Raw genomic sequence first — 23,889 nt, forward strand, 5'->3', positions numbered from 1 at the left:
CTGAAGAAGCAAAGCGTTCGCCTTTATCCCCGGATTTCCCCCTTATTATAAGGGAGTTCAGAAAAATCTGGGGATAACAGCGATCGGAAGATGGTGATGCAATCGAAGTCAGGAGTGTAACCACTGTAGTTTCGCTTTATAACTTCACTTATAACTGGGAGGAATTTAATCATGGAACAATTGCGCAAGAATGACCCGGCAGTACTGGAAGCGATGAATCTTGAACTGAAACGTCAACAAAACAACATTGAGCTGATCGCGTCCGAGAATATCGTAAGCGAAGCGGTTATTGAGGCAATGGGATCTGTACTTACTAACAAGTACGCTGAAGGATATCCAGGCAAACGTTACTACGGTGGTTGTGAGCATGTGGATATCGTAGAAGATATCGCGCGTGATCGTGCCAAAGAATTGTTTGGAGCAGAACATGTGAATGTTCAACCTCACTCCGGTGCACAAGCGAACATGGCAGTATACCTTGCGGCTCTGAAACCAGGTGATACTGTGCTTGGAATGAACCTTGCGCATGGCGGACACCTCACACATGGTAGCCCGGTTAATGCTTCCGGTTTGCTGTACAATTTCGTAGCTTATGGTGTACAAGAAGATACATTCCTGATTGATTATGATGAAGTGCGCAAAGCCGCATTTAAACATCGCCCTCGTATGATCGTTGCAGGTGCAAGTGCATATCCGCGTATCATTGATTTTGAAAAGCTTGCTTCCATCGCTAATGATGTAGGTGCTTTGTTCATGGTGGATATGGCTCACATTGCAGGACTGGTAGCTGCAGGCTTGCATCCAAGCCCGGTTCCACATGCGCATTTCGTAACGACAACAACTCACAAAACGTTGCGTGGACCTCGTGGTGGTATGATTCTGTGCCGCAAAGCTTGGGCAGCAGCGATTGATAAAGCGGTATTCCCTGGTTCCCAAGGTGGACCTCTGATGCACGTGATTGCTTCCAAAGCGGTAGCATTCGGTGAAGCACTGCAACCTTCGTTCAAAACGTATGCACAAAACGTGGTAAAAAATGCACAAGTATTGGCTGAAACGCTGATTGCTGAAGGATTGAACATCGTATCCGGCGGTACAGACAACCACTTGATGCTGATTGACACACGCAGCGTGAATATCACAGGTAAGGAAGCTGAGCATGTACTTGATTCCATCGGCATTACCGTGAACAAAAATGCAATTCCGTTTGACCCAACTAGCCCGTTTGTAACGAGCGGTATCCGTATCGGTACACCTGCAGCTACTTCCCGTGGTATGAACGAAGAAGCGATGGTAGCTATTGGTAAGATCATTGCGAAAACATTGAAAAACCCTAAAGATACAGCTAAATTGGATGAAGCCCGTGCTGAAGTAACGGCACTTACGGACCAATTCCCGCTCTACACTGACCTTAAATACTAAAAAACTTGCTCATGGTGTTTGTATTTGAGATGTTCTTATGTAAACACTCAGACGGAGCAAACCGAAAGAACCTGAAGAAGCGTAGCGCTCGCCTGAAAGCTTTCTGAAAGAAAGCTGCTTCGGAAGCATATGCTATCACCGGAATTCCACCATTTATTTATGGATCAAAAGAATTCTGGGGATAACAGCGATCAGAAGGTCATTCGGTTTGCGGAGCTTCATAGTGTTTACACATTTTTAACATTCAACTGACATAACAGCGAGAGCAAAAAGGACCGGAAGACTCATTTTTCCGGTCCTATTTTTATAGGATTCGGTTTTCTGTAATGATTAAGTGCCCTTTGATGGTGTAATTCGGAGTAGGTGATGATATAATATACAGGATTTATCGGGCCTATGAATGATGATTAGGCATATTTGGTAATGCTGAACATGAAGAACATACCGGAGGGACAAATTAGATGGGAAAATTAGTAATATGTGATCACCCTTTGATTCAACACAAACTGACGTTTATACGCGACATGCGTACGAATACGAAAGATTTTCGTGAATTGGTGGATGAAGTGGCTACACTGATGGCTTATGAGATTACAAGAGATGTTGAGCTGGAAACTATTGATGTACAGACACCAGTAGCTGAAACACAAGGAAAAGTCATTTCCGGACGTATGCTTGGGCTGGTGCCGATTTTGCGTGCGGGCCTTGGGATGCTGGATGGTGTTGTCAAATTGCTGCCGGCGGCAAAAGTTGGACATGTAGGTCTGTTCCGTGACCCGGAAACCCTGCAACCGGTTGAATACTACACCAAGCTGCCTACGGACGTGACAGAGCGTCAGTTGATTGTCATCGACCCGATGCTGGCAACTGGCGGTTCTGCCATTGCTGCTATTGACGTGCTCAAAAAACGCGGCTGCACGCAAATCAAAATGATGAACCTTGTTGCAGCTCCTGAAGGAGTAAAAGCTGTTCAGGATGCGCATCCGGATGTAGACATCTACGTTGCTGCACTGGACGATCGTCTGGATGATCACGGCTATATCGTTCCCGGACTGGGAGATGCAGGAGACCGTCTATACGGCACTAAATAAGCATATCGCATGCTTTGTAAGAGGTTGTTCAAAAAGTCCAATTTTGATCGCCCAAGGGCATCATCGACATCGAATATGAAATTCAGCCGAAATGTCCGTTGCTCACGTAGTTTTCCCTACGCTCCGCTACTCCATTTCTACCTTCATTCCATATTCTTGGTACTGAAAACCGGACTTTTTGAACATGAACTTATAGAAAAGGGGCTTTGCTTCAATGTCCAAGAAAATTAAAGTCATGACGATATTCGGGGTGCGCCCGGAAGCCATCAAGATGGCTCCGCTTATTTTGGAACTGCAGAAACATCCCGAATCTATTGAATCGATCGTTTGCGTTACTGCACAGCATCGTCAGATGCTGGATCAGGTTCTTGAAGTATTCGATATTCATCCAGACTACGATCTGGATGTGATGAAAGATCGCCAGACGTTGAATGAAATTACGATTCGTGTGCTGGGAGGCCTGGAGCCGGTTTTGCGTGAAGCAAAGCCGGATATCGTGTTGGTTCACGGTGATACGCTGACAACATTTGTAGCCAGCTATGCTGCGTTCCTGCAGCAGATTCAGGTGGGGCATGTGGAAGCAGGTCTTCGCACGTGGAACAAGCTCTCTCCATATCCGGAAGAAATGAACCGTCAGTTAACCGGTGTGCTTGCTGACTTGCATTTTGCACCTACGGACTGGTCTTCTTCCAACCTTGCCAAAGAAAATAAATCGGAGTCTAGTACGTATGTCACAGGCAACACGGTAACAGATGTGTTTCAATATACAGTACGGCAGGATTACACACATCCGGTACTAGATTGGGCACAGGGCAAGCGTCTTGTGCTGATGACAGCTCACCGCCGTGAATCCCAAGGCGAGCCTCACCGTAACATTTTCCAGGCCGTCAAACGGATTGCCGACGAGTTTGAGGATATTGCCATCGTGTATCCGGTACATCTAAGTCCTGCTGTGAAGGAGCCGGCTCACGCGATTTTGGGGAATCACCCCCGTATTCAACTTATTGATCCACTAGACGTGGTGGATTTGCATAACTTTTACCCGCATACTCACTTGATTTTGACAGATTCAGGAGGTTTGCAGGAAGAAGCGCCTTCGTTTGGTGTGCCTGTTCTCGTCCTTCGGGATACAACGGAGCGTCCGGAAGGAATTGAGGCTGGAACACTGGAGCTGGTGGGTACCGAAGAGGAACGTGTATATGAGCGCACCAAAGCTCTGCTTACAGACGAAACACTGTATGCAAGCATGAGTCAGGCTGCCAATCCTTATGGTGATGGACATGCTTCAGAAAGAATTGTCAATGCGATTTTGCATCATTTTGGTGTGAATAGTGAACGTCCGGAATCATTTCACAGAAAATTCAAAAAATAATTCATTTTTTCTAACGGATTATTAAAGGGTACAGCATACAGTTAAACTGTACGGTTTACGCGGGTTTATGGGCTCTGAGGGCCTGTATTCCCGTCGTTTTCCCCTTTAAAACGCTAAAATCATTCAATTGACAAAGGCTCTCATCATTCAGTAAAATTAACTGGGATTGCAAGGGTGGCGTGGAAAATGGCCGATTCGAACAAACCAAATTCATCCCGTAACCATGACGATAATGTATGGAAAGCGATGGGGCTCGTGACAGCTTTTGGAATCGAGATTGCCATTCTCGCTGTTGCCGGATATTACGTTGGCTCCTGGGTGGACAAGACCATCGGGGGTAGCGGAATATGGATCGCCGTAAGCGTTCTCTTTTTTTTGGCAGCAGGCGGCGTAAGCATCTACTTTATCGCGAAAAAATTCATGGGGGAAAGTGATGAGTGAACTAACCAGATACCGCAGATGGATGACTGTTTTCATCATGTACTTTCTTATGATTTGTTTTCTAGCAGCGGCCTTTCTGCCCCGTGTGGAAACAATAGCTTTGGGACTGGCCCTAGGAACGGTGATCAGTTGGATCAACGCGTCTTATCTGGGTCGCAAAGTCAGGAGAATGTTGGATGGTGCAGCGGAAGGAAACCTTAAGCGTGTGAACCTGGGATTTTTGACTAGAGCAGCTCTCGCAGTACTCGCTGTTTTCGTGGCGATGCAGTATCCGCAATACTTCAATTTATATGCGGTTGTAGTTGGCTTGGTCATAGCGCAATTTTCCTTACTATTTATAGGGATATTGTTGTCCCGCAAAGCAGACTCATAGAGGTGCTGCAAGCTTTCGAATGAGAAAGGGGTGAGAAAAATATGCATGAATCTCCGATAATTAACCTGGGTGGGTTCCATCTGGATTTGTCTGTTCTGCTGATGCTGATCGTAACATCCGCCATTGTATTTATTGTTGCAAAACTGGCTACGCGGAACTTGTCAGTGGAAAATCCGGGCAAAATGCAAAACTTCCTGGAGTGGGCGATTGAGTTTGTACGTAACCTGATCTCGAGCACGATGGACATGAAGAAGGGGCAGCATTTCCTTACCTTGGCAACCACAATGATTATGTTTATCTTTGTGGGAAACATGTTGGGTCTCCCTTTGGGCTTTGTAACTGGGGCTACGGATGCAAGCCAAGCTGAAATCTTTGGCAAGCCAATTGTCTCGGTCCAAGAAGCGTTCCATGAAGCTCATGAGAAGAATCCTGAAGCTCATCCACATATCGAAGTTGCCTGGTGGAAATCACCTACGGCTGACCTTTCGGTAACCATGGGTCTAGCGTTGATCGCATTTGCTATCGCGCATGGATTGGGACTTTTCCGTAACACCAAAGCGTATCTCAAGCATTATTTCCAACCACACTGGCTGTTCTTCCCAATCAACATTGTGGAAACGGCATCCAAGTTGTTGACACACGGTATGCGTTTGTTCGCCAACATCTTTGCAGGTGAGGTTCTGATCTCCACGATTATGAAACTTACAGCATTCAAATGGATTGGCGCAATTGCAGCAATTCCGCTGTTGACGGCATGGCAGGGATTCAGTATTTTCATCGGAGCCATACAGGCATTCGTATTTACGGTTTTGATGATGGTATACATATCACAAACCGTCGAATCGCACGAGGAACATTAAGATTCAGGTCCAATACGGTTAAACCTGTAGGGCTGAACTATAAAATTTGAACGAACATTCTAAGGAGGATATACAAATGGGAGCAATGGCATTAGTGGCAGCAGGAATTGTTGCAGGATTGGGCGCACTTGGCGCAGGTATCGGTAACGGTTTGGTAATTAGCAAAACGGTGGAAGGTATTGCACGTCAACCGGAAGCAAAATCCACTCTTCAAACAACAATGTTTATCGGTGTAGGTTTGATCGAGGTATTGCCGATCATCGGTGTAGTACTCGCGTTCATGTTCTACGGAGCGGCTTAATAAAATCAGTGCAGGTTTGGCGGGGAAGGCCACAGCCATCCGCGCCTTCTTTTTAGGTAGCGTCCGTAAACCGGAGTTGCGGCCTGAGGATACCTTCAGGAAGGAGTGAACAGATTGAATTTCGTATGGGAAAATACAGTTCTGGCGATTATAGCATTTGGTATTTTATATTGGCTGCTTAGCCGTTATGCATTTGGTCCACTTTTCTCCATTATGGAAAAACGTCGTGAGCTCGTATTGGCGCAAATGAATGAGGCTGCCCAAACGCGGGATCAGGCTATTGCCTATGTTGAGGAACAGAAGCAGGCTCTTGAAAAAGCGCGTAAAGATGCTTATGACATCATTGAACAATCCAAACAAACAGGCGGCAAACAGGCTGAAACGATTCTGGCGGATGCAAAAGCAGAAGCGAATCGCCTGAAAGACGATGCTGTGCGTGAGATTGAGAGCGAGAAGAACAAAGCGGTTGCAGCCCTTCGCAGCGAACTGGGTACAGCTTCCGTTCAAATCGCTTCCAAGCTGATCAAAAAAGAAGTTGAGAACGGTCCTGCACAAGAGGAGCTTGTGAACCAATACCTCAATGAGGTAGGAGGCCGACAATGAGCCGCGATACGATTGTTGCTAAGCGTTATGCGAAAGCATTGTTTGAAGTTGCTCTCGGACAGCAGAAGGTGCTTGAAGTCGAACAAGAGCTACGTACTGTTGTAATTGCCATCACTGGTGATGCGGAAATCGGTAAATTTATCGAGTCACCCAACATCTCTGAAGAGGCAAAACAGAATGTACTTCGCACAAGTCTTGACGGCAAGGTGTCTGAACCTGTTCTGAAAACCGTCTTGCTTTTGATTGAGCGTGGACGCGTTGAACTGCTGGAAGCTCTGCTGAATGATTATGTGAAGATCGAGGGCGAATCGCTCGGCATAGCCGATGCACGCGTGTACTCGACTTATGCCTTGAATGATGAAGAACAAGAAGCGGTAGCCCGTGAATTCGGTGGCCGTGTGAATAAAAAGATCCGTATCGAGAACATTGTCGATCCGACTTTGCTGGGCGGATTGAAAGTTGCCATTGGCGATACGATCTATGACGGTAGCTTGGCTGGCAAGCTTGAACGTCTTGAGCAGTCTTTTAACAGACGAGTACAGTAGATTGGGGTGAGGACACTTGAGTATCAAACCAGAAGAAATCAGTACATTAATTAAGAGCCAGATCGAACAATACAAGAACGATATCGATGTAGTCGAAGTCGGGACGGTTATTGAGGTTGGTGATGGTATCGCTCGTGTCTACGGACTTGAGAATGTCATGTCCAACGAGTTGGTTGAATTCCCAAGCGGTGTTATGGGTCTCGCCATGAACGTGGAAGAGAGCAACGTCGGTATCGTTATCCTGGGACCTTACTATGATATTCGTGAAGGCGACCAAGTAAAACGTACCGGTCAAATCATGCAAGTGCCTGTTGGCGAAGCATTGATTGGACGCGTTGTTAACCCGCTCGGTATTCCAGTGGATGGCAAAGGGCCAATCGCTACAACGGAATTCCGTCCGGTTGAAGGTAAAGCACCAGGCGTAATGGATCGTAAATCGGTTCATGAGCCGATGCAAACAGGGATTAAAGCCATTGACGCAATGGTTCCAATCGGTCGCGGACAACGTGAGTTGATCATCGGTGACCGTCAAACAGGTAAAACATCAATCGCGATTGATGCCATCCTGAACCAAAAAGGCAGCGGCATGAAATGTATCTATGTTGCTATCGGTCAAAAACAATCTACAGTTGCACAAGTCGTAGAAACTCTTCGTCGTAAAGGCGCAATGGAGTACACAATTGTTGTAACTGCAGCAGCATCTGACCCATCACCATTGTTGTACATCGCACCGTATTCCGGTTGTTCGATGGGTGAGTACTTTATGTACAAAGGTGAGCACGTTTTGGTCATCTACGATGATTTGACCAAACAAGCTTCCGCATACCGTGAGCTTTCCTTGCTGCTTCGCCGTCCACCGGGCCGTGAGGCTTATCCGGGTGACGTCTTCTACCTGCACTCCCGTTTGCTGGAGCGTGCAGCGAAGCTGAATGATGAGCTTGGTGGTGGTTCTTTAACCGCACTGCCGTTCATTGAAACACAAGCTTCCGACGTATCTGCTTACATTCCGACGAACGTAATCTCCATTACGGACGGACAAATCTTCTTGGAAGCTGACTTGTTCAATGCTGGACAACGCCCGGCGATCAACGTAGGTATCTCCGTATCCCGTGTTGGTGGTTCTGCTCAGATCAAAGCGATGAAAAAAGTTGCAGGTTCCCTGCGTCTCGACCTCGCTCAATATCGTGAGCTTCAAGCGTTCTCCCAGTTCGGTTCCGATCTGGATAAAGCGACTCAGGCCCGCCTGAATCGTGGTGCTCGTATGATGGAAATCCTGAAGCAAGGTGTAAACCAGCCTCTGCCTGTAGAACAACAGGTAGTCAGCTTGTACACAGCGGTTAAAGGGTTCCTGGATGAGATTCCTACAGGTGATGTTACTCGGTTCGAGGGTGAGTTCCTCGCGTTCATGGAGAGCAGCCATCCGGAAATTCTCGGGTCTATCCGTGATACAAAAGAATTGACTGCAGACAATGAATCCGCTCTGAAAGATGCTATTGAGAAGTTCAGAAAGAGCTTTGCTGTCTCTGTCTAAATAGATGATATGCAGTTGCGGAGTTGTTTAACCGATTCCGCATGTCTGCATGTAAAACTTTGATCTATCAAAGTTTCAATATGCTTACGAAGTAGTTTTGACTATGTCAAAACTAGTGAATGCTTACGAAGTAACTTTGGCTCGCCAAAGTTTTGAGGTGGTGAAATCATGGCAAAAGGCATGCGCGAAATAAAGCGGCAAATTAAAAGCGTACAAAGCACCAAGCAGATCACCAAAGCAATGGAAATGGTAGCTGCCGCAAAACTGCGTAAAGCGCAGGAAAAAGCGGAAGCAGCTCGTCCTTATTCGGAGAAGCTGAAAGAAGTTGTGGCAAGTATTGCAAAAAGCACGCAAGGGGTTCAGCATCCGATGCTGGAAAGTCGTCCGGTCAAAAAGACAGCTTATCTGGTTATTACATCGGACCGCGGTCTTGCGGGTGGTTACAATGCGAATATTTTGCGTCAGGTCAACCTGACACTCAAAGAAAAGCACAACTCTCAGAATGACTACGAATTGTTCGTCATTGGACGTAAGGGACGCGATTATTTCAAACGGCGTGAAATGGCGATGACATCCACTACAACGGATCTTTCCGATTCGCCATCATTTGCAGATATCAAATCCATCGCACACGAAGCTGTTAAAGGGTTTGAAATGGGTAAATTTGATGAATTGTACATTTGTTATAACCGCTTTGTAAATGCGTTGACCCAGATTCCTACGGTAGAACGTCTTCTTCCGATGGAAACACCTGAGGTAACTGCTGCAGAAGGACCGACTGCAAGCTACGAGTATGAGCCGTCTCCTGAAGCAGTACTGGAGGTTTTGCTTCCGCGTTATGCGGAAACGCTGATCTATGGTGCACTTCTGAACGGTAAAGCGAGTGAGCTGGGTGCGAAAATGACGGCCATGGGTAATGCAACCAAAAATGCATCTAAACTCATTAATGACTTGTCATTGACTTATAACCGTGCCCGTCAAGCGGCGATTACGCAGGAGATTACGGAAATTGTGGCAGGTGCCAACGCAGCACAAGGCTAACCGTTTTTTATTAATGAAGGCTTGCAGAGCAAAGATAAACGAACGGTACATTATTTTTGCAAAAGTAGCAGGCTTGTAGGAGGGGAACGTTAAGATGAACAAAGGACGCGTTGTGAGCATCATGGGTCCGGTTGTTGACGTCGAGTTTGATCGCGGCGGTCTGCCGGAAATCCTCAATGCCATTACGATCACTACAGTAAGCGAAGCCGGCGTAAGTGTTAATCTGACACTCGAAGCTTCGAAACATCTGGGTGACAACCGGGTACGTTGTATCGCGATGTCCTCCACGGACGGACTCGTTCGTGGTATGGAAGCCGTAGATACAGGAGCTCCAATCTCTGTACCTGTTGGGGAAGCGACACTGGGTCGTGTATTTAACGTACTCGGCGAAGCCATTGATACTGGCGGCACTGTAGCTGCTGCACATAAAAATCCGATTCACCGCTCGGCTCCTGCATTTGATGAACTGACTACCCAGGCTGAAATGCTGGAGACAGGAATCAAAGTTATCGACTTGTTGGCTCCTTACGCCAAAGGTGGTAAAATCGGTCTCTTCGGTGGTGCCGGTGTAGGTAAAACCGTAACGATTCAGGAATTGATCAACAACATCGCACAAGAACACGGCGGTATCTCCGTATTCGCAGGTGTTGGTGAGCGTACACGTGAAGGTAATGACTTGTATCACGAGATGAGTGATTCCGGCGTTATCAACAAAACAGCAATGGTCTTCGGACAAATGAACGAGCCTCCAGGCGCACGTCTTCGTGTAGCCCTCACTGGTCTGACTATGGCGGAATACTTCCGTGATGAAGAAGGCCGTGACGTGTTGCTCTTTATCGATAACATCTTCCGTTTCACCCAAGCAGGTTCAGAAGTATCTGCCTTGCTCGGACGTATGCCTTCCGCGGTAGGTTACCAACCAACGCTGGCAACGGAAATGGGTCAACTGCAAGAACGTATCACTTCGACTAAAAAAGGTTCCGTAACATCCATCCAGGCCATCTACGTGCCTGCGGATGACTATACTGACCCGGCTCCAGCAACGACGTTTGCCCACTTGGACGCAACGACGAACCTGGAACGTAAAATTTCCGAGATGGGTATCTACCCTGCGGTAGATCCGCTGGCATCCAGCTCCCGGATCTTGTCCCCTGAAGTTGTAGGCGAAGAGCATTACAACGTAGCTCAAGGCGTTAAACGTATCTTGGCACGTTATAATGAATTGCAGGATATTATTGCGATTCTGGGTATGGACGAGCTGAGTGAAGAAGACAGAGCGCTCGTTTACCGTGCTCGTAAAATTCAACGTTTCTTGTCCCAGCCATTCCACGTTGCTGAAGCATTTAACGGTATTCCGGGTAAATACGTTCCGGTTAAAGAAACGGTGCGCAGCTTTAAAGAAATTCTCGAAGGCAAGCATGACGATCTTCCGGAAGCAGCTTTCCTCTTCGTGGGTACAATTGAAGAGGCAGTGGAGAAAGCCAAAACACTGGTATAATCTGAATCCAGGATTGTCCTTATGAAGCGAGCTATCGGATAGTTTCAGGAGGGATGGAATTGAGCACCTTTTTGTTGGAAATTGTAACGCCTGAGCGTTTGGTATTTACAGAGCAAGTGGATAGTATCATCGTTCGTGGTGTTGAAGGGGAACTGGGTATTATGCCAGGTCACATCCCTATGGTTACACCATTGCAGATCGCACCAATCATTATCAAAAACGGAAAACAGAACAAACAGGTCGCTATTGGCGGCGGTTTTATCGAAGTCCGTAAAGATAAGGTTGTTGTCCTCGCAGAAAGTGCCGAATTCCCGGAAAGTATCGATGTGGACCGTGCGCGTGCGGCGAAAGAGCGGGCAGAACGCCGTCTCAGCAGCCAAAGCAATCAGGATCATTTTGATCACCGTCGGGCAGAGATTGCTCTGCAAAAAGCGGTTAACCGGATCAACGTATACGGCAAATAAACTGTTCATTGGAGCCTGGCGGCTTAGTCTGCCGGGCTTTTTTGAGTTTTTGGAACGTTGCCTTTTCCAGTTTCAGTAAAATCTATGGTCATTTTCTTCGGTTGAAGCTCTTGATTTAACGGCAAATAAAGTTAATTGTATTCACCGTTTATGGGCAGTTGAATAGAATGTAGGACTAAAGTCGTGGCGATAATGATCACTGTTGGAACCATTTTTAACGACGGAAATCCAAATTATTTCCGAGGAAATGACAGGATCGATATCGAAATAACGCTCTTTTATGTCGTTTTAGTCACAAAATCCCGGCATTTTGAATTTAAAATATTATCAAAGTGGAAATCAATGTAATTGACAATGTATGATGAAAGAGCCTATATTCCATAGAGTCAGCAGATGCAGGAAGCTGCGTTGATGAATTCCATAGTCATTCACAGCCAGATTGTTGCTGCTCCGTGATTGGGCATCCAGATTTCCTGCATAGCAGGAGTAAGTCTGACAGTAGGCTCAGTACGTTGTGTTCAAGTCATTCCATTGTTCTAACAAGTTATGGATGCCAGGCATAATTATGCTGATCGCTGCAACAAATGTGGAGGTAATGAATATATGGATACTGACCTGACGAATCAGTTGAACCAGACATTAAGTACGAATGGCTTAGTTTCGATTATCGTCTCTCTTTTATGTATAGCGTTGTCGTGGTGGGCTTTGCAGAATCTCAAGCTGGATTTAATCATCAGGCAGCCACGAGGAGCACAGGGAAGACTGTTACATTTACTGTTGGCTATTATACTTGGGCATGCTGTTTCAGGCTTTGTCATTGACTATTTGTCATGGACACAAATGTTGCGCCATTTGTTTTAATGTTGAGATGGTTGGTTAATCATCTGTTAGGTTCTTCAAGCAGTGTAATGTCGAATAACATCGATTAATTGTGTTAACAATTAGAGTATGAGTTGTCGGCAAAGAAATTAAGAAAAAAGTGTGACGTGCAATTGGATGAATTTGAGATGTTTTATGTAAAAATGCTTGTATCGTACAATTCAACAATGTTATGATGGAAGTTAGGGAATTCACAATTGTTCACTTATTTTGTGGTTATAAACGGGATATCCGGTTGAATCCGGCTACTAATAATCCCAATCTGTCTGTTCAGATGTTTGCTGGCCTGTAAGGCATTACATTTACAAGTCGGAGGGCATCATGCAACGCACGTGGTATCATCGATATGGATCATAAACCAATTCTTTTCTGAATAGACATCAAGGGCATTATTTGCCAGGCTATGTCGAAATTCCACACACAGCAACAGTCTTTTCTATTACAGAAGGGCTAACGTATTCCGGAATGAAGAAAAGGGAATAAAAGCGCGGAGGGAACCATGATGAGCAAATTTATCGTCCGCGGTGGCAAAAGGTTGACCGGAAGTGTCAAAGTTAGCGGCGCTAAAAATTCTGTTCTTCCGATCATCGCTGCCTCTCTCTTAGGGGAAGAAGGACAAAGCGTTATTATTGACGCTCCTCCTCTAGACGATGTGATGACGATTAACAAGGTGTTGGAATCGCTGGGAGCGGGTGTTACATACCGGGACGAAGTGATTACCGTAAATGCGGAGAAACTTACTTCCTGTGAGGCACCGTATGAATGGGTAAGTAAAATGCGGGCGTCATTTCTGGTCATGGGGCCATTGTTGACGCGTATGGGTCATACAAGAATTTCGCTTCCTGGTGGATGTGCCATCGGTACACGGCCTATTGATCAGCATTTGAAAGGTTTTGAAGCCATGGGCGCTGAGATTAGCTTGGGCCAAGGCTATATAGAAGCTCGTAGCCAAGGACGGTTGCGTGGCGCGAAAATTTATCTAGATGTGGCTTCTGTAGGTGCCACTCAAAATATTATGATGGCTGCAACATTGGCTGAAGGGGTAACTGTTCTTGAGAACGCGGCAAAAGAACCAGAGATCGTGGATCTTGCCAACTTCCTGAATGGAATGGGTGCCAAAGTACGAGGTGCTGGAACAGGAGTCATCCGCATCGAAGGTGTGGAGAAACTGTCTGGTGTGAAGCATACCGTCATTCCTGACCGGGTTGAAGCGGGTACCTATATGGCTGCTGCTGCAATCTCCGGTGGTGATGTGTATATCGAAGGTGCGATTTCAGACCACTTAGGTTCTGTTATTGCGAAGCTGGAAGAGATGGGTGTAACCATTCATCCTGACGAGAATGGCGTTCGTGTCATTGCAGATCGTCCGCTCAAGGCTGTGGATGTGAAAACATTACCATACCCAGGTTTCCCTACCGATATGCAATCCCAAATGATGGCGCTTTTGCTTGCCTCTGAAGGTACTTCTGTTGTAACAGAGACTGTTTTTGAAAATCGCTTCATGCATGTGGATGAATTCCAATTGATGAATGCGGAGATCAAAGTTGAAGGACGTTCGTCCATCATCACGGGCAATGCCAAGCTGAAGGGTGCCAAAGTAACTGCTACCGATTTGCGTGCGGGTGCCGCACTTATTATCGCGGGTCTTGTTGCTGAAGGTACAACGGAAGTGGGTGGTGTTCATCACATCGACCGTGGCTACGTACATCTCGCTGAGAAGCTTAACGGACTTGGAGCCGATATTTATCGTATTTCGGTTGAAGAGCCTAAGCTGGATGCAGTTAAAGCATCGAATGAAAAAGTCGGGGAAGAAGTACCGCTGTTCAAAGTACAACCGACCTGGGCATAACATCGAATTGGACAATAGGCGTTGCTCTCTAATATGAATCACACATCATTGTATATTGCGGATACGAGAGCATGCGTGCTGTCATTTAAATTCAGATCAAAAGCTAAGCCATCTGGCTTGGCTTTTTTTTTGTGTTCAACGATCCATTGAATCAGTACCTGATTCTATTAATAGCTGGTCCTAACTTATATAGCATAACATCATATTCTGTACCAATTCTGAACAAATGAAAGAGCATGCTTTTGGAGGAACGGGTGGTACCTTATGGAAACGGATTCCGCGACAGATCAATGTTTTTTAATAATACATAGCAGAATTAAGTTAGAAATCGCCACATATGGAATGCCTTCGTTTCTCTTAAATCAGGTTCTATCAGATCCAGCCAGCTCATACCCTAAACTATGGATTTGAACAAAAGGACCGGCGCTTGACCGGCCATGGACAACGGAGGGTTATATCGAAATGAAAGAAGCCCGTGTGCAGGTTAAGGTACCTCTTGTCCCTCGTCCACTAGTGAAGGAGCCAGAAGAGATTGCTGGTTTCGGTGTGGAAAAAGACAAGCTTGCTTCAACGAACATCAGAACTGTTCCAGATGAGCCCGTAACAACATCTCCTAGACGGCCTAGCTCCCAACAGGAGTCAGCTCAACACACTGCGGCACGTATACACATACCTGTCATTGAATTAGACCAGTTTCGTCGTGTGAAGCGCCGCCGAATGCGTACGTTCGGCCGAGGCCGCAGATGGGGCAAGAACAATACTCGGTGGCAGCCAGCGGCCGCTGTATCGGCAGTGCTTGCACTTGCGCTGTTGATCCCCGCCATTCTGGTCTGGCCGCGGACGGATGATCCGGTTAAACCGATCCCTGTCCCACCAGGTACAGGCAGTGTAACGACTCGAGCACCTTCTCCAGCTGTACCTGTTACCTACCCTGAACCCCAAGTAAGGGTGTACCTGTCTGCAACCGGTACGACGATGAATCTTCCGCTTGAAGATTATGTTACCGGAGTTGTAGCTGCCGAGATGCCAGCTGAGTTCAGATTGGAAGCTCTGAAGGCACAGGCCATCGCTGCAAGGACATTTATCGTGAGAAGGCTGGCAGCCAACGATACAAGCGGTGTACCTTCAGGAGAAGCTGATGTAACGGATACCGTGAGTCATCAGGTGTTCATACCACCAGAACAAGTGAAAGCGGACTGGACGCGTCTGGGGAAAGCGAAGGAATGGGAGAAGCTGCAGCAGGCTGTCCGCGAAAGCAAGGATTCCGTCATGACATATCAAGGCAAGGCGATTACCGCATCCTTTTTCTCCACAAGTAATGGTTATACTGAGAATGCAGAGGATGTATGGGGGAACCCTGTACCTTATTTGCAAAGTGTAGCGAGTCCGTGGGATAAAAACCTGGCTCCGGGCTTTGAGGAAACCATCACGATGAAGCGCAGTGAGATTCTCCAGAAGTTGAATCTGGGGGCAAATGCCATCCCTGTGAGCGCGCAGCAGAGCGGTGGTTGGATGGAAGTATTGTCTACAACGGAAGGCCATCGGATCAAGGAGATACAGATTGCAGGTAAAACGTTTAGCGGACCGGAGGCTCGAAAGTTGCTTGGGCTTCGATCCAGCCAGTTCAGCTGGAAGACCGATGGAGATGAGGTTCAGATTACAACGTATGGATACGGTCATGGAGTCGGCATGAGCCAATGGGGAGCCAACGGCATGGCACAAGAGGGTCACACCGCGACCCAGATTCTCAAACACTACTACACAGGCATCTCCTTCGGACAGGCATCCAAGATGCTAGCCTCAAAGTAAGCCAACATGGAAGTCGGTATCGTCCGGACCATTTGAATTGACCAAACGTTAGTCTATTAGCAGTAATGGGCCACTGAATAATATAAAGCGAGGCATCGCAGGCAATCTATGAAGTTGCTAAGCTTAGAATCAAAACCCACCGTTTGCTCTACTAATGAACTTAAAACTATAACGCCATGTTCAATCTCACAAACTCAATTTATAAGGATTGGCTGCTAAATTCAATCCATGCATTTCTGTCTATCACCCCTTCCGGGCTTTCAAGACTTGGCTATATATGCGGAGTGTGCGAGCGTATGGAGAGCGCAGGGGACAGAAAAGGCCTGTAGAAACGAAGTGTCCGCCTTTACTCCCGGATTTCACCTTTAAAGAAGGTGATAGAAGAAATCTGGGAGTAACAGCCGGTCGAAAGGTTTTCTGGCCCCGAAGCGGCGCACAAACTGAGCTCATCTCCTAACTTATATAGCACTCTTTGAAAGTTCTGTGAAAATAATTAGAGTCGCGCGTGTATAAAAGAGTTGCACCCGGTAACACTTGTTACTGAGGTGATTAAGATGAATGAACAAAACAAAAAAACAGGCCAAGAAGAAACTCCTAAAACAACTCAAGGAGTACCGGCTAGCCAGCCCTCTTCATGGAAAAGAGCAATGTCCAAACGTTGGGTCTTCCCGGCAGCCTACATCGCAGCAGCAGGCATTATACTAACCTTAGTGTGGGTCTATCAGGGCACAGGCGACAAAACGCTGAACTCGGACCCTACAAGTGGGGTAGTAGAAACGGGCGCATCGGGTACAGAAGGAACAGCGGTTAACGGAGAACAGGAAAGTGTGGAAGTTGTTGCAAAGTCGGAGAATTTTGTATGGCCGGTAGCGGTTCCGTCCGAAATTTCGGTAGTAAAACCTTTCTATGACAACGAAGCTTCAACTGAGGAACATGAAGCAGCGATGGTGCAGTACAATGACACATTTATTCCGAACACGGGTGTAGATCTGGCACGTGGGGATAACAAAACGTTCGAAGTCAAAGCAGCACTCGGTGGAAAAGTTACCCGGGTTGAACAAAACCCGCTGACAGGTCAAGTTGTGGAAATCACACACAGTGATAACCTCAAAACCGTATACCAAAGCCTGGCTGACGTCAAAGTGAAACAGGATGATGAAGTGAAGCAAGGAGATGCAATTGCATCGGCTGGCGTTAATGAACTGGAAAAAACGCTGGGCAACCACCTTCACTTTGAAGTTTACGAAGACGGACAACCGGTTAACCCGCAAGGATATCTTCCGGAAAAATAAATGATTTTTACCGCAGCAACATGACGGGCAGAGGGAATTCTCCTCTGCTCTTTTTGTGCTTTTCAGAAAATAATGGGACCTTCGAAGCTTGTCACACCTTTAAACCGCGAATATATAGGCATGCTCCTCATATAATGTACCAAACTATCCACACAGTAGGGAGGCGGGAGCGTGCACGATTACATCAAGGAACGGACCATAAAAATTGGTCGCTGCATTGTTGAGACGAGGAATACGGTCCGTACCATAGCCAAGGAATTCGGCGTGTCAAAGAGTACTGTGCATAAGGATCTGACGGAGCGTCTGCCGGAAATTAACCCTGATCTTGCTGACCAGGTGAAACACATTCTGGAGTATCACAAGTCCATCCGTCATTTGCGGGGCGGTGAAGCGACCAAAATTAAATACAAAAAAACAAGCGGTAAAAAACGCGAGGTGCTGGCTTCCGCTAAATCGTAGAGACCTGCGGAAAGACGTAGGCCAAAAAGCTCACACATGCATTGAATCCCTCCCCTGAAGTATGATATGTTAAAAGCTGGTACAGGATCGAATTATGACATCTTATCAGCCCGATTTTTACATATATATGTTGCACTTTGTCGAACGAGCGGTGACGTGATAAGGGACTCTTTTTCACAGGATACGCTGACCAAATAATATCACTTTGGGGGCTCTTTTATGTTTAGCAAGGATATCGGTATTGATCTTGGCACGGCAAACGTGCTTATTCACGTGAAAGGAAGTGGGGTTGTCCTCGATGAACCTTCCGTCGTGACCATTGAAAGCGATACGAAGCGGGTCCTTGCTGTTGGGGAAGAAGCGCGTCGTATGGTGGGGCGTACTCCAGGTAACATTGTTGCCATTAGACCGCTGCGTGACGGTGTTATTGCGGACTTCGAGATTACGGAAGCTATGCTTAGACATTTCATTAATCGTGTGGGGGCAAGAAGCTGGTACAGCCACCCGCGTATTCTGATCTGTGCACCAACCAACATTACTTCCGTGGAGCAGAAGGCTATCCGTGAAGCTGCTGAGCGCAGCGGTGCCAAAGAAGTATTTCTGGAAGAAGAGCCGAAAGCGGCAGCGATCGGTGCGGGGATGGATATTTTTCAGCCGAGCGGCAATATGGTCGTGGATATCGGCGGCGGAACGACTGACGTTGCAGTCCTGTCTATGGGCGACGTAGTCACCGCCTCTTCTATTAAAGTCGCAGGGGACAAGTTCGACGAAGCGATTACCAAGTTTATCAAAGCCAAATACAAGCTCATGATCGGTGAACGTACAGCCGAAGATCTCAAGATTGCGATTGGTTCCGTGCATCCGGGTGGTCGTCAAACAGAGATGGACATTCGCGGTCGTGATATGGTATCCGGTTTGCCTGTTACCGTAACGGTGTCGGGAAATGAAGTGCAAGAGGCGCTATGGGATTCCGTGCAATCCATCATCGTGGCAGCCAAGTCGGTATTGGAGCGGACGCCACCAGAATTAGCGGCAGACATTATTGACCGAGGTGTCGTGTTGACAGGTGGAGGCGCTTTGCTGAACGGACTGGACGAACTGTTGTCCAATGAATTGCATGTACCGGTATGGGTTGCAGAGGATCCGATGCATTGTGTCGTGAAGGGAACTGGCATTATGCTGAATAATTTGGATCAAGTGGTTAAGAAAAAGTTCTAATCTGCCGATATAAAAAGCAAAGGTTCGCCCAAGCTCGGGAAGCAGAACGGACAAGCAGCCATCCTGTAATGCAGGACAAGCGCTTGAGGAGAGGGGTTAATACATGTTAAGAGGTCTGTACACCGCTACCGCGGGAATGATTACGCAACAACGCCGCCATGACACCGCAACGCAGAACATCGTAAATATGAACACAACGGGATATAAACAAGTGAACAGCGTAAGCCGTTCTTTCCCGGAAATGCTCATTACTTTGGTAGGCGGAGATGCCAATCTTCCGACAAAGCGGCTGGGCAAGCTGAACACAGGTGTGTTCGCGGAAGAAAGTTTGTCCATGAATTTGCAGGGAGCCATTATGGAAAGTGGGCAAAAGAGTGATTTTGCCATTTCGTCCAATCTGGCCGTGAATGATCCACAGACAGGACAACCTGTCCCGTTTGACGGTTCAGGCAAATTTGTACGAGCTGATGGCACGGTAACTTACCAACCTCAGGCGTATTTTACAGTACAGGATGCAGAAGGCAACACAAGATATACACGTGATGGTCACTTCGAGGTTACCGGAACTGGACAGCTGCTCAGCTCAACAGGTTCACAAGTTCTGGATAATAATGGACAACCTGTTATATTGACAGGCTCGGTAGACCAATTTAAAGTGGATGAGCAAGGTCGTCTCGTCAATGCAGAGACGGGTGCACCCACAGGAGTCACATTGGGAATCAGCGTCATCGATCAACCCAACCAACTGGTACGTCAAGGCGATGGTAATTTCAGCCTGAATGATCAGAATGGAGCAACCGCTCGGATGATGGCTGCCGGTGATAATGTGCAGATCCTTCAAGGCTACCTGGAAGGTTCGAATGTGGATGCATCACAGGCAACTGTAGATATGAACGCAGCATTCCGTGCATATGAAGCGAACCAGAAGGTCGTACAATTCTACGACCGCAGTCTGGATAAAGCCGTCAATGAAGTTGGGCGTGTATAACGCTGGCGTTTGAATATAGATTGCGCAGGGAAACAGGGAGGGTAACCACCGAATGAATAATTCCATGATTAGTGCAATGGTCTCCATGACCGGAATACAGCAGCGTCTGGATGTCATTTCCGATAATATTGCCAACGTGAATACGGCAGGCTATAAGAGTAAGCAAGCAGCCTTCGAAGATGTACTGACACGTGTGCAGCAGCAACCGGACAAGTACAAGCTGGATGGACGCTCGACCCCGATGGGATACAACCTCGGGTTTGGTGTACGTTTGGCTGATGTGACAAAGGATATGAGTCAGGGTACGCTCAATGAGACAGGTAGTCCTACCGATCTGGCGATTGAAGGCAATGCGATGTTTGCCGTTGAAGCAAATGGTGAGAAAATGTGGACGCGTCAGGGTTCATTCCATTTTGTCCCTGATACAAGACCCAAAACGAATCCCAATGCGCCAGACATGATGGTATTGGTCAATGGCGAAGGCCACTTTGCATTGGATCGTCAAGGTAATCGCATTACGGCACCGAATAACAGCAAGGTTGCATTTGATGAAAAAGGCAATCTGTTGATCCGTCGTGGCAATGAAGCCAATGCAACGATTGGAGCCCAATTGCAACTCGTAGATATCGAGCGCCCGGAAGGGCTTGTGCAGTATGCGGATAATCTGTTTGGTCTGGATGCGGGTCTGACCGAGGATGATGTATTTGGAGCTAATGCAGCTACACGTGAAGCAACAGCTATGATTCGTGCAGGCTACATTGAACAATCCAACGTGGATTTGACACAAGAGATGGCTTTGTTGATGCAAGGACAGCGGACTTACCAACTGGCGGCACGTGCGCTGACATCCAGTGATTCCATGGCGGGTCTTGCCAACAATATGAGAGCATAAAAGGTGAATGTGATGACAGATACACAGCAGCAGAACAGTAAGCCGGATAAGACGAAAGTCAAGAAGAAGAAGAGTGGATGGCGCATCGCAAGATGGTTTTTGGTTCCGGTCCTGCTTGTTCTTGCCCTCGCTGGCGGATTGGTGGCTGGCTACGTGGTACTGGGCAAACAGGATATCGGTTCCGTATTGCAGTGGAGTACATGGGAACATGTATATGATTTGGTGTTCGCTCCGTAGATGAACGATATATGCAAAACTCCTGCGCAGGCAGGAGTTTTCTTTTTGGCGTTGAAAACAGTATAATGATGGATGACGTTTGACGTTTGACGTCAAAAGAGGCCTCCCCTGCGAAAGACATTCGTCATCGCGAAGAGAGACCCCTTATCTCAACCTTCACTACTGCAGTCATGAAGGATATAACTAGTGTTAACCGAAAATATGCTTTTCATACAACATTAAAATTAAAAACCTTTTATATGAGGCCCGACTTGATCATAATCAGATTTCCCATGTCCGGACTAAAGTCAGTGGAGGGAACGGAATCGTTTGAAAGAAGCGAAGCGTTCGCCTTTGTTTCCGAATGTTATCCATCTGAAAATAGTTCAGAAACATTCGGAAACAACAGCGATCGAAAGAACGATCCGTAACCGTAACGGCCACCTGTGCGCACATGAGAACTTTATGATGGAGGATTCTCATATAAACATCCCGAGAGGAGATTATACTGTGCTCGATATCAAACAGATCCAAGAGATTATTCCACACCGTCCCCCGTTTCTGCTGGTGGACAAGATTGTAGAGTTAGAGGATGGCAAACGTGCTGTTGGTTTGAAAAATGTAACCATTAATGAACCTTTCTTCATTGGTCATTTTCCAGAGTATCCGGTAATGCCGGGTGTGTTGATTACAGAAGCTCTGGCACAGGTCGGTGCAGTAGCCATTCTTAATTTGGAAGGCAACAAAGGCAAAATCGGCTTTTTGGCGGGACTGGACAATTTCCGATTCCGTGGACAAGTTGTGCCTGGAGATACGTTGATGCTGGAAGTGGAGATTACGCGTCTCAAAGGTTCAATTGGTAAAGGCAAGGCTACAGCCAAAGTAGGCGACAAAGTGGTAGCTGAAGGCGAAATCATGTTCGCACTGTCTGACCCAAGCTAAGGATTGTATAGTTCAGCATTTAATTGAATTTTATATAGAAGGAAGGGGTTTGCAGGAATGGAACAGTTAAGCACAACAGCAGCACAAACATTGCAGCAGTGGTTGGAGGATGCTTCGATTGATGAAGTGACGAAACAGGAGCTTCGTGATTTGCAGGATCAGCCGAAAGAGCTGGAGGATCGTTTCTACAGAAATCTGGAGTTTGGTACAGGTGGATTGCGTGGTGTGATCGGAGCGGGAAGCAACCGGATGAACCGTTATACCGTGGGTCGTGCAACGCAAGGGTTTGCCCGTTATTTGCTGGAGCAGCATGGCGACAAAAAAGGTAAGCCTTCTGTAGTGATCGCACATGATTCCCGTCATTTCTCACCTGAGTTCACACTGGATGCTGCCCTGGTTCTGGCTGGAAATGGCATTGTGGCTAAGTTGTTTACATCCCTGCGTCCTACGCCTCAGCTTTCCTTCAGTGTACGTCATCTGCAAGCAACCGGCGGTATTGTGGTGACGGCGAGTCATAATCCTCCTGAATACAATGGCTACAAAGTGTACAACCATGAGGGTGGCCAACTGGTACCACACGAAGCAGAGAAAGTCATTCAATACATTCAGGAAGTTCCTTCCCTCGCGGATGTGAAAAAGCTGACGCAGGAAGAAGCCGAAGCTCAAGGGTTGCTCGTATGGCTTGGGGAAGAGGAGGATCAGGCATTTGTTGATACCGTTGCCAGCCTAAGTCTCAGTCGTGACCTGATTCAATCCGGCGTCGGCCTTGATTTCAAAATCGTCTTCACTCCACTGCACGGAACAGGTAATGTGCCTGTACGTCGTGTGTTGGAACAGATCGGTTTTGAGCAGGTTCACATTGTCGCAGAACAAGAACAGCCTGATGCTGAATTTTCCACAGTAAAATCCCCTAACCCTGAAGAGCGCGAAGCATTTACGCTTGCAATGAAGCTGGGTGAATCTGTGGGTGCGGACATTCTGATCGGTACAGATCCGGATGCAGACCGCATGGGTGCAGTAGTGAAAGACAAGGATGGTAAGTATTTCGTACTGTCGGGTAACCAATCCGGAGCGATCATGGTGCATTATGTGTTGAGTCGTTTGCAAGAGACAGGTAAGCTGCCGAAGAATAGTGCAGTTGTCAAAACGATTGTAACAAGCGAGATGGGAGCGGTCATTGCTGAGCATTACGGTGCAGAAGTGATGAACACCCTGACAGGCTTTAAATATATCGGTGAAAAAATGAACCAGTTCGAAGCAAACGGCAGTCATACGTTCTTATTCGGTTATGAGGAGAGCTACGGCTACCTGGCAGGCAGCTACGCACGTGACAAGGATGCAGTCCTGGCTGCAATGCTGATTGCTGAAGCAGCTGCTTATTATAAAAACCAAGGCAAAACACTCTATGATGTCCTGCAAGAGCTGTACAGCCAATTTGGATATTTTCTGGAGAAGCTGGAGTCCCGTACGCTGAAAGGCAAGGATGGCGTAGCTCAAATTCAGGCGAAAATGACCGACTGGCGTTCTAATCCGCCACAAGAAGTAGCCGGCATCGCTGTACAAGATGTGCTGGATTACTCCCTTGGCTTGGATGGCTTGCCGAAAGAGAACGTTCTGAAATTTATTTTGGCAGACGGATCATGGTTCTGCCTGCGTCCTTCGGGAACAGAACCGAAGATCAAAGTATACTTCGCTGTGCGCGGAGAGAACCTGGAAGACGCCGAAAGCCGTATTGAGCGTTTGGCTACTACGGTGATGACGCGTGTAGACGCACAATAAATACGTATGCAGTACTGAGCAAGAACA

24 protein-coding genes are annotated in these 23,889 nt (G+C 47.1%); all 24 read left to right on the forward strand.

The features are described 5' to 3' along the window. The first annotated feature begins 171 nt into the window (after positions 1 to 171). The 24 genes from glyA to CRO25_RS15690 all read left to right on the forward strand — a co-directional run bounded on the left by glyA (position 172) and on the right by CRO25_RS15690 (position 23,862). A complete protein-coding gene (glyA, locus tag CRO25_RS15575) occupies positions 172 to 1,419 on the forward strand; it encodes a serine hydroxymethyltransferase (RefSeq protein WP_162842473.1) in 1,248 nt (415 codons plus the stop codon). Positions 1,420 to 1,880: 461 nt separating this feature from the next. Then, a complete protein-coding gene (gene upp / locus CRO25_RS15580) occupies positions 1,881 to 2,510 on the forward strand; it encodes a uracil phosphoribosyltransferase (RefSeq protein WP_053782842.1) in 630 nt (209 codons plus the stop codon). Between the two features lie 214 nt (positions 2,511 to 2,724). Next, entirely contained in the window at positions 2,725 to 3,882 is a 1,158-nt protein-coding gene (wecB, locus tag CRO25_RS15585) for a non-hydrolyzing UDP-N-acetylglucosamine 2-epimerase (RefSeq protein WP_072733625.1), read from the forward strand. Between the two features lie 186 nt (positions 3,883 to 4,068). After that, the gene (locus tag CRO25_RS15590; RefSeq protein ID WP_063568352.1) at positions 4,069 to 4,323 is read left to right on the forward strand and encodes an AtpZ/AtpI family protein; all 255 of its coding nucleotides are present in this window, start codon (positions 4,069 to 4,071) and stop codon (positions 4,321 to 4,323) included. Beyond that, on the forward strand, positions 4,316 to 4,696 hold the full coding sequence (locus CRO25_RS15595; RefSeq protein ID WP_063568353.1) for an ATP synthase subunit I: 381 nt from the start codon (positions 4,316 to 4,318) through the stop codon (positions 4,694 to 4,696). The genes CRO25_RS15590 and CRO25_RS15595 overlap by 8 nt, the downstream gene beginning before the upstream one ends. Before the next feature lie 41 nt (positions 4,697 to 4,737). Then, positions 4,738 to 5,556, forward strand: a complete 819-nt coding sequence (gene atpB / locus CRO25_RS15600; protein WP_063568354.1) for a F0F1 ATP synthase subunit A — start codon at positions 4,738 to 4,740, stop codon at positions 5,554 to 5,556. A 76-nt stretch (positions 5,557 to 5,632) separates the two neighbouring features. Next, positions 5,633 to 5,857, forward strand: a complete 225-nt coding sequence (gene atpE / locus CRO25_RS15605; RefSeq protein ID WP_062321699.1) for a F0F1 ATP synthase subunit C — start codon at positions 5,633 to 5,635, stop codon at positions 5,855 to 5,857. 114 nt (positions 5,858 to 5,971) lie between these two features. After that, positions 5,972 to 6,460 carry a F0F1 ATP synthase subunit B gene (gene atpF, locus CRO25_RS15610; RefSeq protein ID WP_063568355.1) on the forward strand — a complete coding sequence of 163 codons (489 nt, stop codon included), beginning with the start codon at positions 5,972 to 5,974 and terminating at the stop codon, positions 6,458 to 6,460. Continuing rightward, a complete protein-coding gene (locus CRO25_RS15615) occupies positions 6,457 to 7,005 on the forward strand; it encodes a F0F1 ATP synthase subunit delta (RefSeq protein ID WP_064641894.1) in 549 nt (182 codons plus the stop codon). Before atpF ends, CRO25_RS15615 begins: the two co-directional genes overlap by 4 nt. Before the next feature lie 16 nt (positions 7,006 to 7,021). Continuing rightward, entirely contained in the window at positions 7,022 to 8,536 is a 1,515-nt protein-coding gene (gene atpA / locus CRO25_RS15620; RefSeq protein ID WP_063568357.1) for a F0F1 ATP synthase subunit alpha, read from the forward strand. Positions 8,537 to 8,704: 168 nt separating this feature from the next. Beyond that, entirely contained in the window at positions 8,705 to 9,577 is an 873-nt protein-coding gene (gene atpG, locus CRO25_RS15625; protein ID WP_079695634.1) for an ATP synthase F1 subunit gamma, read from the forward strand. Between the two features lie 94 nt (positions 9,578 to 9,671). Further along, positions 9,672 to 11,075, forward strand: a complete 1,404-nt coding sequence (gene atpD, locus CRO25_RS15630) for a F0F1 ATP synthase subunit beta (RefSeq protein ID WP_063567728.1) — start codon at positions 9,672 to 9,674, stop codon at positions 11,073 to 11,075. Between the two features lie 59 nt (positions 11,076 to 11,134). After that, positions 11,135 to 11,539, forward strand: coding sequence for a F0F1 ATP synthase subunit epsilon (locus CRO25_RS15635; RefSeq protein ID WP_062321712.1), 405 nt, complete (start codon positions 11,135 to 11,137; stop codon positions 11,537 to 11,539). A 603-nt stretch (positions 11,540 to 12,142) separates the two neighbouring features. Further along, positions 12,143 to 12,400, forward strand: coding sequence for a DUF1146 family protein (locus tag CRO25_RS15640; protein ID WP_062321714.1), 258 nt, complete (start codon positions 12,143 to 12,145; stop codon positions 12,398 to 12,400). A 520-nt stretch (positions 12,401 to 12,920) separates the two neighbouring features. After that, positions 12,921 to 14,267 carry a UDP-N-acetylglucosamine 1-carboxyvinyltransferase gene (gene murA / locus CRO25_RS15645; RefSeq protein WP_083678749.1) on the forward strand — a complete coding sequence of 449 codons (1,347 nt, stop codon included), beginning with the start codon at positions 12,921 to 12,923 and terminating at the stop codon, positions 14,265 to 14,267. 462 nt (positions 14,268 to 14,729) lie between these two features. Further along, the gene (gene spoIID / locus CRO25_RS15650) at positions 14,730 to 16,076 is read left to right on the forward strand and encodes a stage II sporulation protein D (protein ID WP_079695635.1); all 1,347 of its coding nucleotides are present in this window, start codon (positions 14,730 to 14,732) and stop codon (positions 16,074 to 16,076) included. A 554-nt stretch (positions 16,077 to 16,630) separates the two neighbouring features. After that, positions 16,631 to 17,368 carry a M23 family metallopeptidase gene (locus tag CRO25_RS15655; RefSeq protein ID WP_063567731.1) on the forward strand — a complete coding sequence of 246 codons (738 nt, stop codon included), beginning with the start codon at positions 16,631 to 16,633 and terminating at the stop codon, positions 17,366 to 17,368. A gap of 171 nt (positions 17,369 to 17,539) precedes the next feature. Continuing rightward, on the forward strand, positions 17,540 to 17,827 hold the full coding sequence (spoIIID, locus tag CRO25_RS15660) for a sporulation transcriptional regulator SpoIIID (protein WP_024632710.1): 288 nt from the start codon (positions 17,540 to 17,542) through the stop codon (positions 17,825 to 17,827). A gap of 219 nt (positions 17,828 to 18,046) precedes the next feature. Further along, entirely contained in the window at positions 18,047 to 19,045 is a 999-nt protein-coding gene (locus CRO25_RS15665) for a rod shape-determining protein (protein WP_063567732.1), read from the forward strand. 103 nt (positions 19,046 to 19,148) lie between these two features. Then, positions 19,149 to 20,033, forward strand: coding sequence for a flagellar hook-basal body protein (locus CRO25_RS15670; RefSeq protein WP_079695636.1), 885 nt, complete (start codon positions 19,149 to 19,151; stop codon positions 20,031 to 20,033). A gap of 52 nt (positions 20,034 to 20,085) precedes the next feature. Then, a complete protein-coding gene (locus CRO25_RS15675) occupies positions 20,086 to 20,925 on the forward strand; it encodes a flagellar hook-basal body protein (RefSeq protein ID WP_063567735.1) in 840 nt (279 codons plus the stop codon). A 12-nt stretch (positions 20,926 to 20,937) separates the two neighbouring features. Beyond that, complete coding sequence (locus CRO25_RS15680) at positions 20,938 to 21,162, forward strand: DNA-directed RNA polymerase subunit beta (RefSeq protein WP_024632706.1); 225 nt, start codon at positions 20,938 to 20,940, stop codon at positions 21,160 to 21,162. A 489-nt stretch (positions 21,163 to 21,651) separates the two neighbouring features. After that, on the forward strand, positions 21,652 to 22,083 hold the full coding sequence (gene fabZ / locus CRO25_RS15685) for a 3-hydroxyacyl-ACP dehydratase FabZ (RefSeq protein ID WP_063567749.1): 432 nt from the start codon (positions 21,652 to 21,654) through the stop codon (positions 22,081 to 22,083). A gap of 57 nt (positions 22,084 to 22,140) precedes the next feature. Beyond that, complete coding sequence (locus tag CRO25_RS15690) at positions 22,141 to 23,862, forward strand: phospho-sugar mutase (RefSeq protein ID WP_079695637.1); 1,722 nt, start codon at positions 22,141 to 22,143, stop codon at positions 23,860 to 23,862. Positions 23,863 to 23,889 lie beyond the last annotated feature (27 nt).

Origin of the sequence: Paenibacillus sp. RU5M (assembly GCF_900221055.1) — a bacterium.
GTDB classification, from domain to species: domain Bacteria; phylum Bacillota; class Bacilli; order Paenibacillales; family Paenibacillaceae; genus Paenibacillus; species Paenibacillus marchantiae.